Here is a 14397-nt window from a genome sequence, read left to right as displayed (position 1 = left end):
CCGCGCACTCAAGCGCCGGCGAGGAGATGGTTCAACGCCTTGCGATAATCGGCGTATAGGCGCGCTTCGTCGCGGTGGCGGCGCTGCGCGACGACTTGCTCGCCGCCCACATAGACGTCGCGCACCGGTGTCTCGCCGTGCTCGCAGAACACCACTGAGGATAGCCAGCTTTGCGGCGTCTGCTGCGCGAGGTTCGGATGCTGCGCGTCGAGCACGAGCCAGTCTGCGCGGGCGCCCTCCTTTAATGCGCCGACCTTGCGCCCTGTCGCACTCGCGCCGCCCGCGAGCGCCGCGTCGAAAAGACGATCGGCCACCGGCACAGTCTCGGGCGACGCCAGCACGTTGCGTTCGCGCCGCGTGAGCCGCTGACCGTATTCGAGCAAGCGCAATTCGGCGCGCCAGTCCACGCCGATATGGCTATCCGAGCCGATGCCGAATGCGCCGCCCGCATCGAGATACTCGTGCGCGGGAAAAATGCCATCGCCGAGATTGGCTTCGGTCGTGAGGCACAGGCCCGCAATCGCACCGCTTTGCGCGAGCGTGGCGGTCTCCCGCGCATCGATATGCGTCGCATGCACGAGGCACCAGCGCGCGTTCACATCGAAGCGATCGAGCAGCCATTGCACGGGCCGCGCGCCCTCGGTCGCCATGCAAGCCTCGACTTCGGCCGTCTGCTCGGCGATGTGGATGTGCACGGGCGCACCAGGAAGCGACTGATCCAGACCTTCCAGCAGCACGCGCAACGAATCATGCGAAACCGCGCGCAACGAATGTGGCGCGACGCCATAGCGCAACGCGCCGTGCTCGGGCCGCCACGCACGCAGCGCATCGACGATGCCGAGCAATTGTTCCGGCGTGTTGATGAAGCGCCGCTGATCGTCGCGCGGCGCTTGCGCGCCGAAGCCGCTGTACTGGTAGAGCACGGGCAACATCGTCATGCCGATGCCTGTCACGCTCGCTGCCTCGACCACGTGCTGCGCCAGTTCGGCGGGGCTCGCATAACGCTGGCCGTCCTGCGCGTGATGCACGTAGTGAAACTCGCAGACGGAGGTATAACCCGCCTTGAGCATCTCCACGTAGAGCCAGCTTGCGACCGCGGCAAGATCGTCGGGCGTGATGCGCGCCGCAAAGCGGTACATCAGGTCGCGCCAGCTCCAGAAGCTGTCGGTGGGATTCGCGCGATATTCGGTGAGGCCCGCCATCGCGCGCTGAAACGCATGCGAATGGAGATTAGGCATGCCAGGCATGATCGGCCCCGCCGCGCGCGCAACGCCTTGAGGCACTTGCGCCAGATCGGGCGTCACTCGGCGCAACGTGCCCGTGGCGTCCCATTCGAACAGCACATTGCGGCGCCAACCGCCGGGCAAATACGCATGATCCGCGAAGAGCGCGTTCGTCATGGAAAGCGGAGGAATCAGGGTGCTCATGAAATCAGGCTTGCGCGATATCGAGTGTGGCGACAAGCAGCGCGCCCTCGACGCGCGTTTCGAGGTCCACGGCTTGCTCCGCGTCCACGCGCAACGTGTCGCCGGGCGCGAGTGCGATGAAGCCCTCGCCCGCCACGCTCACCTCGGCTTGACGTTGCACGGCATGCAGCAACACGGTCTGCGCATGCACGCTGCGCCGCGTTGCCTCGCGCCACACTTCGAGCGCGCCGCGCGCGGCCTCGCGGCGCACCATCAGGTTGAACACGCGCACGGGCCCGGCGGCGATCCGTGCATCGATTGCGGCTTCACCGGCAAAGCGGGCGACGTCCAGCGCGCGTTCCAGCGTATGCGTGGCGTGAGGCTCTTGCCCTCCTGCGCTCGCCTCGTTCAACTGCAAGGCGGCACCGTCGATCAACACGAGCGTGCGGTCTATGCCCGCGAAGCACGAAAACGGCCCGGCTTGCGCGATATCCGCGAGACTCGCACGCCACGCGAACCCATCGGGCAGCGCGCTCGCTGCGCAACCCGTCGCGATTTCACGCGTCACGCCGCCGCCGTTTTTCCAGGGCGCGGGCACGAGATCGACGCCGCGCAGCAGCGTCACTTTTGCACCTGCCCTGCCTTCGGGTACGGACGATCGGCTCATGCGCGCGACAACACCGCTTGCAGGAAACTGCGCGTGCGCGGCTGTGCCGGTGCGGTGAAGATCGTCGAAGGCGGTCCCGCCTCGACAATCTCGCCGCCGTCCATCACCACCACGACGTCGGCCACTTCTTTCGCGAAGCCCATCTCGTGCGTGACGACCACCATCGTCATGCCCTCGGAAGCCAGCAGCTTCATGACCTGCAGCACCTCGCCGACCAGCTCCGGGTCGAGCGCGGAAGTCGGCTCGTCGAACAACATCACGCGCGGCTGCATCGCAAGCGCGCGCGCAATGGCGACACGCTGCTTCTGCCCACCCGAAAGGCTCGCCGGCATCACATGCGCCTTGTGCGCGAGCCCGACTTTCTCGAGCAGCGCAAGCGCGGCGGACTCGGCTTGCGCCTTCGAAGCCCCGCGCAACATGCGCGGTCCAACCGTGATATTGTGCAGCACCGAGAGGTGCGGGAACAGGTTGAACGACTGGAACACCATGCCGACTTCGGTACGCAGCGCGTTGAGCGCGCGGTCCTTGAGCATTGCGCCGTTTTCCACGAGGCGATGACCGCAGATATCGACGGTGCCGCCCTCGGGCTGCTCGAGGCCATTGCAGCAGCGCAGGAACGTGCTCTTGCCCGAGCCGCTAGGGCCGATCACCACGACGACCTGTTGCGGCTGAATGTCGAAGTCGATGCCGTTGAGCACGAGGTGCGAACCAAATGACTTCTTGAGTCCGCGAATGCTGACGATCGGTTCCGGTTGTGCGCTCATTGCACCATCCCTCCTGCGCGCAAGCGGCGCTCGACGCGATGCAGCGCATAGTTTGTCGTCTGCGTGAGCACGAGATAGACGAGTGCAATCACGAGATACACCTCCAGCGAGCGATACGAAACGCTGATGATCTTCTGGCCTTCATGCATCAGGTCGTCGATCGTCAGCAGCGAGACCAGCGCGGAATTCTTGATGAGCGCGATGAATTCGTTGCCGAGCGGCGGAATCATGCGCACCACGGCCTGCGGCAGGATGATCGCGCGCATGGCCTGCGCCGACGACATGCCGATCGAACGCGCGGCTTCCATCTGCCCGCGATCGACGGACTGGATCGCGCCGCGCACGATCTCCGAGACATACGCCGCCGAATAGAGCCCGAGTCCCAGCATGCCGCAGACGAACGCCGGCAGCAGGATGTTGAACTGCGGCAGTCCGAAGAACAGCAGGAAAAGCTGCACGAGCAGCGGCGTGCCGCGAAAGAAGACGAGGTAGCCCGTGCAGAAGCCGTAAACGAGCCGCCGTTGCGGCGCGAGCCGGCCGATGCCGATCAGGAGGCCGAGCATGCAGCTGAGCACGAGCGCGGCGGCGGTCACTTCGACCGTGACCAGCGCGCCGTGTGCGATGTCGGCCCAACCGGCGATCGCCGGAGAGAAGTCGAGTTGCATGGATCAGGTCCGCCGGTTCACTTCGAACTCGAGCCGAACCACTTGTTCACGATCTGGGCGTAAGTGCCGTCCGCCTTGATCTTCGCAAGCGCCGCGTTCAGCGCATCGCGCAGTTGCGGTTCGTCCTTGCGCACGGCAATGCCATAGGCTTCCTTCGTCAGCTCGGTGTCGAGCACGCGAAATCCTGCGCGCGTGCGGGCGAACTGATACGCGGCGGGCTTGCCCGTCACGGCGGCATCCGCGCGGCCAATGCCGACCAGATCGAACATTTCCTGGTTCTTCTCGACCTCGACGCGCGTGACCTTCGGGTAGTTGTCGCGCAGGAAGTTCACCGACTTCGTGCCGACCTGAACCGAGACCTTCTTGCCGTCGAGATCGGCGAGCGTCTTGATGGGCGAGTCGGCCTTCACGAGCGCGACGAGGCCGCCCGCGAAATACGGCTGCGTGAAGTCCACCACCTGGCTGCGTTCGGGCGTGATGTAGATGCCGGAGATCGCGGCGTCGAAGCGGTGCGCGATCAGACCCGGAATCAGCCCCTTGAAGTCGATGTCGGTCCACTGGACCTGCTTGCCCATTGCCTTGGCGAGCGCGTTCATGAGATCGACGTCGAAGCCGGTGCGCTGACCGTTTTCCGTGAACTCCATCTGCGGGAACGTCGCATCGGTCGCGACCTGGAGGACGTTCTGCGCTTGCGCGCTCGCGGTGCCGGGAGCTGCGGCGGCGAACATCGCGAGGGCGACGCACGTGGCGGACAGCAGTTTATGCAGTTTCATCTTGGACTCCTGTGTGGTTTCTCGGGACGCTGCGGTTTTTGGCTTCGTTCTTTGGCTTCGTTCGTTGCGGTCAATCGGTCAGCAGGCGGGCGGAGATGGTATGCGCTGTGCGCAAGGTCCAGTCGGCGAGCTGCAGTTCGCGGCCCGCCACGCGCGAAGACGGCGCCATCAAGGTGATCGATGCGTTCGCCCCCGCCCCACGCGCAACGCGCCGGAACACCGGCGCACTGACGCCCCATACGCCGGGATCGACTTCGCTTTCGCTCACCGCGTAGCCGCGCGTGCGAATCTGCTTCAGTTCCGCTTCCATGGCGGCGCGGCCCTGAGGGTCGCCGGCGAAAATGCGATCGAGCGTTTCGCCGCGCACTTTTTCGTGCATGAACGCGAGCAACGATCTGGCCGACGCCCCAGCCTTGAGCGGCACCGCGCGCCCCTTCTCGAACGAGCAGCGCAGGGAATGTGTGCTTTCGACCATTTCGAGGCAAACCACCTGGTCGTTCACGGCGACGACGAGCCCGACACTCTCCTGCGAGGTCCGCGCGAGTTGCAGCATGCCTTCGCGGCTCGATTCGACGAGCAGCGAATTGACGTCGAAGCCGAGCGCAAGCTGCAGACTGATGGGACCCGGCGCGTAGTAGCCGGCGTCTTCGGTCACGAAACCCCAGCGCTTGAGCACCGCAACCTGGCGGTAGAGTGTGCTTTGCGCGAGCCCCGTGGCTGCGAGCATGTCCTTCGCGGACATTGCCTTGCCGCGGCTCGCGAGTGCCGAAAGCACCAGTAGCAGGCGCTCTGCGCCGGTAACAGCGGGTTCCTGTTTCACCTGAATGACGAAGGCTGATTGATGCACTCAGCATGCCACGTCACTCCCGGAAATCAAAAATACGATTCCCAGCGAATGGGAATGAAATGAGAGGGTTTTCCCTGGCGATGTCCGATGTCCCGCGCGGGTCCGCGCGATGTGTTTTACCCGCTTCTGGTAATGTCACGCACATGCAAACGATCCTCTCCATCGAGAAACTCTCGAAAGTTTATGCATCGGGACTCCGGGCGCTCACGAACATCAATCTCGACATTGCGCGGGGCGAAATCTTCGCGCTGCTGGGGCCGAATGGCGCCGGCAAGACGACGCTGATCAGCATCGTCTGCGGCATCGTCAATGCGAGCGAAGGCAGTGTGCGCGTGGCCGGTCACGATATCCTCGCCGACTACCGCGCCGCACGCTCGCTGATCGGCCTCGTGCCGCAGGAGTTGACGACCGACGCGTTCGAAACGGTCTGGGCCACCGTATCGTTCAGCCGCGGCCTGTTCGGCAAGCCGCCCAATCCCGCGTATGTCGAGCGCGTGCTGCGCGACCTCTCGCTGTGGGAGAAGCGGAACAACAAGATCATGACGCTCTCGGGCGGCATGAAGCGGCGCGTGCTGATCGCGAAGGCGCTCGCGCACGAGCCGCAAGTGCTGTTTCTGGACGAGCCGACGGCGGGTGTGGACGTAGAGCTGCGCCGCGACATGTGGGAACTCGTGCGCGGGCTCAAGGCGAACGGCGTGACGATCATCCTGACGACGCACTACATCGACGAGGCGGAGGAGATGGCCGATCGCATCGGCGTCATCAATGCAGGCAAGATCATGCTCGTCGAGCGCAAGGACGTGCTCATGCGCAAGCTCGGCCGCAAACAGCTGACGCTGCAGCTCGACGCTCCGCTGAGCGCGATTCCGGATGCGCTCGCCGCCTGGGGACTGGAACTGGCCGACGGCGGCGCCGAACTCACCTACACCTACGACAGCGAAAACGAACGCAACGACATCATTACAACGCTGCTCAAGAATCTGAACGAGGCCGGCATCGGTTTCACGGACTTGAAAACGAGCCAGAGTTCACTGGAGGACATCTTCGTGAGTCTCGTCCATAAGGACCCGGCGGCCGCTTCACGGCCCACGCCAGATTCGGTCGCAGAAGACGGCAAAGGACAGGTAACTTCCCGATGAACCATTACGCAATTCGCGCCATTTACCGGTTCGAAATGGCGCGCACGCGGCGCACGCTGATGCAGAGCATTGTCGCGCCGGTCATTTCGACTTCGCTCTACTTCATCGTATTCGGCTCTGCAATCGGTTCGCGCATCAAGGAAGTGAACGGGGTCAGCTACGGCGCGTTCATCGTGCCGGGCCTCATAATGCTGTCGCTGCTCTCGCAGAGCATCTCGAACGCGTCGTTCGGCATCTACTTCCCGCGCTTCACGGGCACGATCTACGAGTTGCTCTCGGCGCCCGTGTCCTACCTCGAAATCGTGGTCAGCTATGTCGGCGCGGCGGCGACCAAGTCGGTCGTGCTCGGGCTCATCATCCTCGCGACCGCGGCGCTCTTCGTGCCGATCCAGATCCAGCATCCCGTGTGGATGGCGCTGTTTCTGCTGCTCACTGCGGTCACGTTCAGCCTGCTCGGCTTCATCATCGGCATCTGGGCGGACAACTTCGAGAAGCTGCAAATCGTCCCGCTCCTGATCATCACGCCGCTGACCTTTCTCGGCGGCGCCTTCTACTCGGTCGACATGCTGCCTACGACATGGAAGGTGATCACGCTATTCAACCCCATCGTCTATCTCATCAGCGGTTTTCGCTGGAGCTTCTACGGGCTCGCCGATGTCGACGTCGGCGTGAGTCTCGGCATGACGGCCGCCTTTCTCGCCGTTTTCCTCGCGATCACCGCGTGGATCTTCAAGACAGGCTACCGGCTGAAAACCTGAAGTTAGCGACTGACGTTGGCTAACTAGCCGGGCGCCCGCCTCGAACTTCAGGCCGGCATCTCTCCCGGCGCGCCGTCGAGCGGCCGGTCTTGCGGGCCATTCAAGGGAGCGTCGAAGGTGCCGTCCAGAATGCGCAGCTTGTCGGTCATATCGGGAAAGTTGTGACCGGCCGCGCGCAGCTCGTTCACGAGCCGATGCGCAACGGCCCGGCAGTGCGCCAGCGTTTCATGCAGGCGCGGCTCCGACTGCAAACCGGTCACCGCCCGCTCCAGATCCGCTGGAGATTCGCTCAGCAAAGCGGGAACGACTTCGTCCGGCGGGATCAGCGAGCCGTGACTGAGCAGTTGCGCGGTCCAGTCGCAGCCGTACAGCAGCGCGCGCCGTTCAGCCCTGCGCGCTTCGTCCTGCTCGAGCGTAGCCAGGCTGTGGCGATTCTTTTGGATCTCGGCGCGCCACGGCGCCAGAACCTCGGCACGCAGCGCCGCTATCGCTTCGCCGAGCGCCGCGTTCTGGCCACCCGCCACGAGGCGGCGTTCATCGAGCCTGTCCACCTCGTCCCGGTAGCTTTCGAGGTACGCCAGCCAGTTCAACGGCAGCTCCGGCTTTTCGAAAAATGCGCGGCGCACTTCATTGAGTTCGTTGCGGATATCCTGCAGCGCCTGGTTGTCGGCGAGACGCGCCTCATGCACGTCGTGAGCCGTCACCATCTGCCGGTGCAGCGGAAAGAGCGGATTGCTGTAGCGCCGCTGCAGATGCCGCTCCGCCGCGCCCGGACGGGCGCTCCATTTCCAGTTGGGCAAAGTCTTCGCGTCGAATTCGACCGCCTGGATCATCGGCCGGAAAATGGACAGCGCTTCGTCGGTCGCGTGGCGAAAGCAGTCCGCCAGCTTGTAGTCGTTGCCCTGCAGGGAGGCGGCCACATCCCCCGCATAAGGCGAGTCCGACCTGAGCTTTAGCGTGCCGGTGGCCAAGAAGAATTCCATCGGCAGCTCGACGCTCAGGCCTTCCAGTCGGAACACACGCTGCTCGGCGGAAATCGCCTCGACAGCGTGCGCGAGGCGGTTTTCCTGATCGAGGAGCGCATCGATCGCGTCTCCCGACGACGGCTGCGTCGCATCGGCGAGCAGGCAGAACGTTTCGCGCGCCATTCTCGCCGCGATGGTGCCGTGCTTTTCGGCAAAGAGCCAGAACCAGAGGGCGAGCTGATAGCCCTTGACCCCATTTTGGGCAATCGATTCGACTTCGGGTGTGAATGCCACGCCGGGCGCGGCCCAGTTCGCAAACGGCGGCGTGCCGACGCCCAGGTACATGCCCAGGAGTTGGCGTATCGATTCATGCGTATTGGTGGGCCAGTTGCGCGCCTCTTCCTGGCGCTTCTCTGTCTTCCAGAACCTCCAGTCCATTCTGCACCTCGCAAGAGAGCAGGAGTCTCGGTGCGACTCGCTGCGAGGGATACTTGCATACTCCGCCGAGGGCGTAAACCGGTGATGTCCGCGCTTGCCCTTTAAGCCCCGCTCAGTTCCTGATGGAGCGCGAGGAATTCGCGCGTGAGCTTGTGCGCCGGATCGAGGTGAACGACGGGCTTGGCCTGCTGATGCGATTCGCGAATCTTCACCGACGAAGACAGCCGCGACGACAGCACCGGCAATCCTTCATCGACGAGTTCGTCCACGAGTTGCTGCGGCAGGCTCGCGCGCGGCTGGAACTGGTTGATGACGATGCCTTCGACCGTGAGCGCGGCATTGTGGTCCTGCTGAATTTCTTTCACGTTTTCGAGCAGCGTGTAAAGTGCGCGGCGCGAGAAGTCGTCGCAGTCGAATGGAATGAGGCAGCGCTCGACCGCGATCAGCGCCGAGCGCGTGTAGAAGTTCAGCGCAGGCGGCGTGTCGATGTAGATCGCATCGTACATGTCGAGTTCTCTGAGCGCGTCGCGCAGCTTGTAGATCTTGTAACGCGACTCGAGCTTCCCTTGCAGCGTGTCGAGATCGGGATGCGCGGGCATCACGTCCAGATTCTCGAACGGTGTCGAATGAATGAAAGACGTGACCTCGACCGGCCGGAAGCTGAACGTCAGCGCGGTTTCGAAGAAGTCGGCGACGTTGGGCTTCGCATCGGTGGAAGCCGCGCCGAGCAGGTACTGGCTCGAATTTGCCTGCGCGTCGAGGTCGATGACGAGCGTGCGCCGCCCCTCGCTCGCGCTGATCGCAGCGAGGTTGCAAACGATCGTTGACTTGCCTACGCCACCCTTCTGATTGAACACCACGCGCCGCATGTCTTCGCTCCCCTGTTTCTCTCTCATTCAATGAGATGGATGGGGATCAGCATACCCGATGCGGCGGTGCAATAAAGATTTTTGGCGGCGCTTTTCCTGGCAAGGGCAGGCACGCAGCTGATTACATAGTCGCTTCATTTTCCAGTGCCTGGCTGGTTATAACCCGTACCGTCGCAGGCGTAAGTCGCGGTGGCTGGCAGCGCCAGGACAAGCGATACAGCCAACAGGGCTGCAAAGATGCGCCGAGCTTTCATTTGCGTTTCTCCTGTTCAAATGGATGCCGGTGCATTAAGGATAGGTCAGGTGACTCAAAGCGCAATTTCGTGGATCGCAACCCAAAGTCTCTGCTCACCCGTATCCCCAAAATCCGCGCTGCACCTGCATCACTTCCTCCTCGACCTCGGCTACGGGCCCAATCAGCTCAACGCGCTTCTGGCAATGATCGAAAACATAGCGCGACGACACGCTCATCGTGGGATTTTCCGCGTGATTGCCCGTGGCCTGCAGCAGCCGCTCTTCGGTCATGCCGAACACCACGCGCCCGATGTTCGCCCAATAGGCCGTGCCCGCGCACATGCAACACGGCTCGACCGTCGTATAGAGCGTGCAACTCCACAAGTATTGGGGCGTAAAGTTGAGCGCGGCGATGCGCGCGAGCACGGCTTCCGCATGATTGACGGTATCCACATTGCCCTGTTCGATGAGAACCGATTCCTGATCGGGTCCGACGAGAATGGCGCCAAACGGGTGATGGCCCAACTGCGTCGCACGTTCCGCGACCACGCTCGCGTGCCGCAAATGGCGGACGATCTGTTCGCGCGTCGGCGCGAGCCCTTGCTCCGGGAACTCAGAAATGTTCTCTTGTGGGGAAATGGTCAGGCTCAAAGCGAGTCTCCTCCTTGTTGGCGGTTTCATTTTGGCAACGCGCCGTCTACACCCTGCACAAACCAGTTCAGCCGCAGCAACTCGGCGTCGGGCAGCGACGTGCCCGCTGCCACCTTGATCGCGCCGCTCTGATCCTTGATCGGCCCCGCGAACGGATCGAATTTACCGGCGATGATGTCGTCGCGCTTCTGCGCGAGCGCCTTTTGCGCGGCAGGCGAGACAGTTGCGGTGTTGATGTCGGCGAGGTCGATGGCCTTTTCCTTGAGACCCCACCACGTCGGCGTGTTGGTCCACGTGCCGGCTTGCACCTGTTCGACCAGGTGAGAGTAATACACGCCCCAGTAGCTCACGCAAGCCCCCAGTTGGGCATTCGGGCCGAACTTCTTCATGTCGGAATCCCAACCAAACGCATGCACTTTCTTCTGCTCGGCCGTCTGCATCGTCGCCGTCGAGTCGGTGTTCTGGATCAGCACGTCCGCGCCCTGGCCGATCAGCGTTTCGGCGGCCTGTTTCTCCTTGCCCGGATCGAACCAGCTATTGATCCAGATGACCTTGACCTTCGCATTCGGATTGACCGAACGCGCGCCCATTGTGAAGGCGTTGATGTTGCGCACCACTTCGGGCACCGGCACAGAGGCGACGAAGCCGAGCGTATTCGTCTTCGTCGTATAGCCGCCGACGAGGCCGGCCAGATATGCGCTCTGGTACGTGCGCACGTCATAGGTCGCGAAGTTCGTGGCCTTCTTGTATCCCGTCGCATGCTCGAAGACGACGTCGGGATAGTCCTTTGCGGTCTTCAGTTCGAAGTCCTGAAATCCGAAGCTCGAGCCCACGATGATCTTGTTGCCCTTGCTCGCGAGGTCGCGAAACACGCGCTCCGAGTCGGCGGATTCGGGCACGTTCTCCACGCGCGTCACCTTGATCTTGTCGCCGTATTTCGCTTCGATCGCCTTCACGCCCTGTTCGTGCGCGTAGGTCCAGCCTGCGTCGCCGGGGTTGCCGAGGTAGACGAACGCGACGCCCATCGGGGCCGCTGCGGCGGCAGTGGGGCTCGACGCGACCCAGGCGCCGAGCGCGGCGAACAGCGCAGCCGCGAGGTGCAGCGAGCGCACCGACGCGCGAGCGAATCTTGTTGTCATGAGGTCTCCGAAACAGGGAATGGAAAGGTCAGATACTGGTCAGTCAAAATTGAGGCCGAATTTTCGATTCTTTATGTGATGGATAACGGAATGGATATAACGCTCATTGCGTCGTTCAAGCACGCGAACGTCCACCGCTTCCCGCTGGAACGCGTCGTGCTTGCCAGACCCTTTGCCCCTTCAACCTTTGCGCTCCGGAGACCTGTCATGCAAACCGCACTCGCTACTGACTTTTCGCACGTCAAGCCACAGGACACCTCGTTCACGGACGGCGGGCTGCGCGACTTCTTTGTCTATCGCGACCTGGGAATCGCCAAGGCCACGCATGGCAAGGTGGTCGCGCAACTCGTCAGGGCGAATCTTGCGCCGGAACTGGGCACGGGCTGGCACCGGCATGAGGCAGAGTTTCATATCGTCATCATGCTCAAGGGCTGGGCGCGCTTCATGTACGGCGAGAAGGAGACGCTCGTCGAAGCGGGCGACTGCGTGCATCAGGCGCCGGGCATCGCCCATTACCTGTTCGATTACTCGCCCGACATGGAGTACCTCGAAATCGTGAGCCCCGCCGACTTCAAGTCGATCGATGTGGAAGCACCCTGCGCCGTGCCCGCGCCAACGCCCTGGCAAGCGAGCCCCATAACGTAATGCACCCGCCAAGGTTCGGCTATGTTGCGGCGGCGCGGCTGATTGCCGTCGCGGCATGCGCATCGGCATCGAGCAGCGCGCGCAGGGTCACCCGATCGTCGCCCATCGCCTCCAGCGCCGCCATACGCCGCGCGCGCGGCTCGTGGTCGTGGATCGTCGAACGCACGAGCGGATAGATCTGCGTGTCCCAGCGGCGGCCATTGAACACGCCATAGTGGCCCACGCCCGTCTGCACGTGATGTGTCTTCATGTAGGGGCGCAGCCCCCGGCACAGGTCATGGGCCGCAACGGTCTGGCCGACCGCGCAGATATCGTCCTTCTCGCCTTCAATCGTGAGCAGCGCGGTGCGGCGAATCGCATGCGGCTCCACGAGGCGCTCGCCCACCTTGAGCTTGCCTGACGGCAGGGCGTATTCCTGAAACACCGAGCTGACCGTTTCCAGATAGAACTCCGCGGTGAGATCGGACGTGGCGAAGTACTCGCGGTAGAACACGTTGAGCGCATCCGCTCTCGCGGGGTCGCCCTTCGCCCGCTCGTGGCGCATCTCCTCGAACGAAGCGAGATGACGCTCGAGGTTCATCGACATGAACGCGCCGAGCTGCACGAAGCCCGGATACACGCGACGCTGCGCGCCGGGAAAGCCGCCTGGCACCGCGCTGATGAGATTGCGCTCGAACCACTTGAGCGGCTTGCTGTTGGCGAGATTGTTGACCTTGGTGGGATTCACCCGGCAATCGATCGGTCCCGCCATCAGCGTCATGCTCGCGGGCTGCGCGGGATCGTTGTCGGCGGCCATCAACGATACGGCCGCTAGCGCCGCGACCGTGGGCTGGCAGATCGCCACCAGATGCGCATCGGGGCCGATGCGCCGAATGAAGGACATGACGTGCTCGACGTATTCGTCGAAGCCGAAGCGCCCCGCCGACAACGGCACGTCGCGCGGATTGTGCCAGTCGGTAATATAGACGTCGTGATCGGCGAGCATGGTGCGCACGGTGCCGCGCAGCAGCGTCGCGAAGTGCCCCGACATGGGCGCGACGAGCAGCACGCGCGGCTGCGGCGCGGCGACGACGTCCTTGCGAAAATGCAGCAGCGAGGCGAATGGCGTGCGCTTGACGACGATTTCGGTCACCGGTGTGCTCACGCCATCCACTTCCACTCCGTCGATTTCGAACGGCGGCCGTGCGTGCGAGAGCCCGGCAAGCTCGATCTGCTCCCACCACGCATCGAGATAACGCGCGTCGAAGCCGCACGCGAGCGCGGGCCACGCCGCGAGCGCCGCGCGCGAGAACGAGGCGCTGGCGCGCCCGAACCTCGTCAAGTCCGCGAACGTCTGGTAGGCCAGATAGGCGAGCAGGTTCATGGGCAGAGATCCCGATTGTCTTGAACGCGTAGCGAAGCAGGCAATACGTATGCCAGAAGCGTTCATTGGCACAGTGCTTGCACTTGCACGGCCAGGCGCGCGAGCACGCGCGGGTTGGCCAGCGCGCCACGCCATGGCTGCGGGCCGCTTGCGCTTCGCAGGAAGCGGCGTTGCCTCCGGCATGCAGCAATGTAGTGCGTCGAATCGGCGCGAGCGGTGCATGCAGGCGCGATGCGCGCATTCGGTGCATGCGGCCTTCTGACCGTCACATGTTTGCCGCTATTTCCTCACCGTTCGGGAGCGACCCATGAGTCAGACGAATACGACCCTGACGATCAGCAGCCGGAACTATTCGTCGTGGTCCATGCGCGGCTGGCTGCTGGCCAGACTCGCCGGACTCGAATTCGACACGGTGACGGTGCCGCTCGACGACGCGGCCACGCGCGCCGAACTTCTGCTGCTCTCGCCTTCGATTCTCGTTCCCTGCCTGCGCCACGACGGCATCGCGGTCTGGGACACGCTCGCGATTTGCGAATACCTCAACGAGATCCAGCCGCAGGCGCAGCTGTTGCCCGCGGACCGCACGGCACGCGCGCACTGCCGCTCGGTGTGCGGGGAAATGCATTCGGGCTTCAGCGCATTGCGCTCCGCGCTGCCGATGAACCTGCGCGGCCACTTTCCGAACTTTCGCGTCTGGTCGCGTGCGCAGGACGACATCGCGCGCATCGTGACTATCTGGCGCGAATGCCTGCAGAAGTACGGCGGCCCATGGCTCTTTGGCGAGATCGGCGCGGCGGATGCGATGTATGCGCCCGTCGTCACGCGCCTGCTCACCTATGACGTGCCGATCGACCCCGACATCGGCGACTACTGCATGCGCGTTCTCAAGCAGCCTTACGTCGCCGAATGGATCGCGGCGGCCCAGTCTGAAACCGAGGACATCGACGAACTCGATATGGAGTTCTGAGCGTCCTTGTGCACCAACACCGAGCGCATCTGGCCGCTCGCATCGGCATGGAAGTTGCATTGTGCCTGCAGCCCGATCACCGAACAGTACGAAGAAACGGCGCGAAG

The 14397-nt window shown here is 63.4% G+C and carries 15 protein-coding genes; 4 read left to right on the top strand and 11 right to left on the bottom strand.

What is annotated here, in order from left to right; translation table 11 throughout:
- Positions 1 to 8: 8 nt before the first annotated feature.
- From M3I53_RS06175 to M3I53_RS06150, 6 genes are all read right to left on the bottom strand, one after another.
- Positions 9 to 1427, bottom strand: coding sequence for a formimidoylglutamate deiminase (locus M3I53_RS06175; protein ID WP_375542468.1), 1419 nt, complete (start codon positions 1425 to 1427; stop codon positions 9 to 11).
- A 4-nt stretch (positions 1428 to 1431) separates the two neighbouring features.
- Positions 1432 to 2073: a HutD family protein gene (locus M3I53_RS06170; RefSeq protein WP_254315077.1), complete on the bottom strand. Its 642-nt coding sequence runs from the start codon at positions 2071 to 2073 to the stop codon at positions 1432 to 1434.
- A complete protein-coding gene (locus tag M3I53_RS06165; RefSeq protein WP_302057564.1) occupies positions 2070 to 2837 on the bottom strand; it encodes an amino acid ABC transporter ATP-binding protein in 768 nt (255 codons plus the stop codon). Before M3I53_RS06165 ends, M3I53_RS06170 begins: the two co-directional genes overlap by 4 nt.
- Positions 2834 to 3502, bottom strand: coding sequence for an amino acid ABC transporter permease (locus M3I53_RS06160; protein WP_069263172.1), 669 nt, complete (start codon positions 3500 to 3502; stop codon positions 2834 to 2836). Before M3I53_RS06160 ends, M3I53_RS06165 begins: the two co-directional genes overlap by 4 nt.
- 17 nt (positions 3503 to 3519) lie before the next feature.
- Positions 3520 to 4275, bottom strand: a complete 756-nt coding sequence (locus tag M3I53_RS06155) for a transporter substrate-binding domain-containing protein (protein WP_254315076.1) — start codon at positions 4273 to 4275, stop codon at positions 3520 to 3522.
- A gap of 70 nt (positions 4276 to 4345) precedes the next feature.
- Positions 4346 to 5095 (bottom strand): IclR family transcriptional regulator, encoded by a 750-nt coding sequence (locus M3I53_RS06150; protein WP_254315117.1) that lies wholly within the window; start codon positions 5093 to 5095, stop codon positions 4346 to 4348.
- A gap of 170 nt (positions 5096 to 5265) precedes the next feature.
- Here M3I53_RS06150 and M3I53_RS06145 point away from each other — a divergent pair, with 170 nt between their 5' ends.
- Both M3I53_RS06145 and M3I53_RS06140 read left to right on the top strand, forming a co-directional pair.
- Positions 5266 to 6261, top strand: a complete 996-nt coding sequence (locus M3I53_RS06145) for an ABC transporter ATP-binding protein (RefSeq protein ID WP_254315075.1) — start codon at positions 5266 to 5268, stop codon at positions 6259 to 6261.
- A complete protein-coding gene (locus M3I53_RS06140; RefSeq protein WP_254315074.1) occupies positions 6258 to 7019 on the top strand; it encodes an ABC transporter permease in 762 nt (253 codons plus the stop codon). Before M3I53_RS06145 ends, M3I53_RS06140 begins: the two co-directional genes overlap by 4 nt.
- Before the next feature lie 47 nt (positions 7020 to 7066).
- Here M3I53_RS06140 and M3I53_RS06135 read toward each other — a convergent pair whose 3' ends face one another.
- The 4 genes from M3I53_RS06135 to M3I53_RS06120 form a co-directional block, all read right to left on the bottom strand.
- Entirely contained in the window at positions 7067 to 8422 is a 1356-nt protein-coding gene (locus tag M3I53_RS06135; RefSeq protein WP_254315073.1) for a tryptophan leader peptide, read from the bottom strand.
- Between the two features lie 101 nt (positions 8423 to 8523).
- Entirely contained in the window at positions 8524 to 9291 is a 768-nt protein-coding gene (locus M3I53_RS06130) for a ParA family protein (RefSeq protein ID WP_254315116.1), read from the bottom strand.
- 348 nt (positions 9292 to 9639) lie between these two features.
- The gene (locus tag M3I53_RS06125) at positions 9640 to 10176 is read right to left on the bottom strand and encodes a nucleoside deaminase (protein WP_254315072.1); all 537 of its coding nucleotides are present in this window, start codon (positions 10174 to 10176) and stop codon (positions 9640 to 9642) included.
- A gap of 26 nt (positions 10177 to 10202) precedes the next feature.
- On the bottom strand, positions 10203 to 11315 hold the full coding sequence (locus M3I53_RS06120) for a BMP family ABC transporter substrate-binding protein (RefSeq protein WP_254315071.1): 1113 nt from the start codon (positions 11313 to 11315) through the stop codon (positions 10203 to 10205).
- A gap of 207 nt (positions 11316 to 11522) precedes the next feature.
- On the opposite strand from M3I53_RS06120, the gene M3I53_RS06115 reads away from it, so the two are divergent.
- Positions 11523 to 11960 (top strand): cupin domain-containing protein, encoded by a 438-nt coding sequence (locus tag M3I53_RS06115; RefSeq protein ID WP_254315070.1) that lies wholly within the window; start codon positions 11523 to 11525, stop codon positions 11958 to 11960.
- 19 nt (positions 11961 to 11979) lie between these two features.
- Here the strand turns inward: M3I53_RS06115 and M3I53_RS06110 are convergent, their stop codons facing one another.
- Complete coding sequence (locus tag M3I53_RS06110; RefSeq protein WP_254315069.1) at positions 11980 to 13323, bottom strand: polyhydroxyalkanoate depolymerase; 1344 nt, start codon at positions 13321 to 13323, stop codon at positions 11980 to 11982.
- A 307-nt stretch (positions 13324 to 13630) separates the two neighbouring features.
- Between M3I53_RS06110 and M3I53_RS06105 the strand changes: the two genes are divergently transcribed.
- On the top strand, positions 13631 to 14290 hold the full coding sequence (locus M3I53_RS06105; RefSeq protein ID WP_254315068.1) for a glutathione S-transferase family protein: 660 nt from the start codon (positions 13631 to 13633) through the stop codon (positions 14288 to 14290).
- Positions 14291 to 14397: the final 107 nt, after the last annotated feature.

Origin of the sequence: Paraburkholderia sp. CNPSo 3272, assembly GCF_024206495.1 — a bacterium.
Taxonomy (GTDB): Bacteria; Pseudomonadota; Gammaproteobacteria; order Burkholderiales; family Burkholderiaceae; genus Paraburkholderia.
This window is presented reverse-complemented; position numbering and strand designations above follow the sequence as displayed.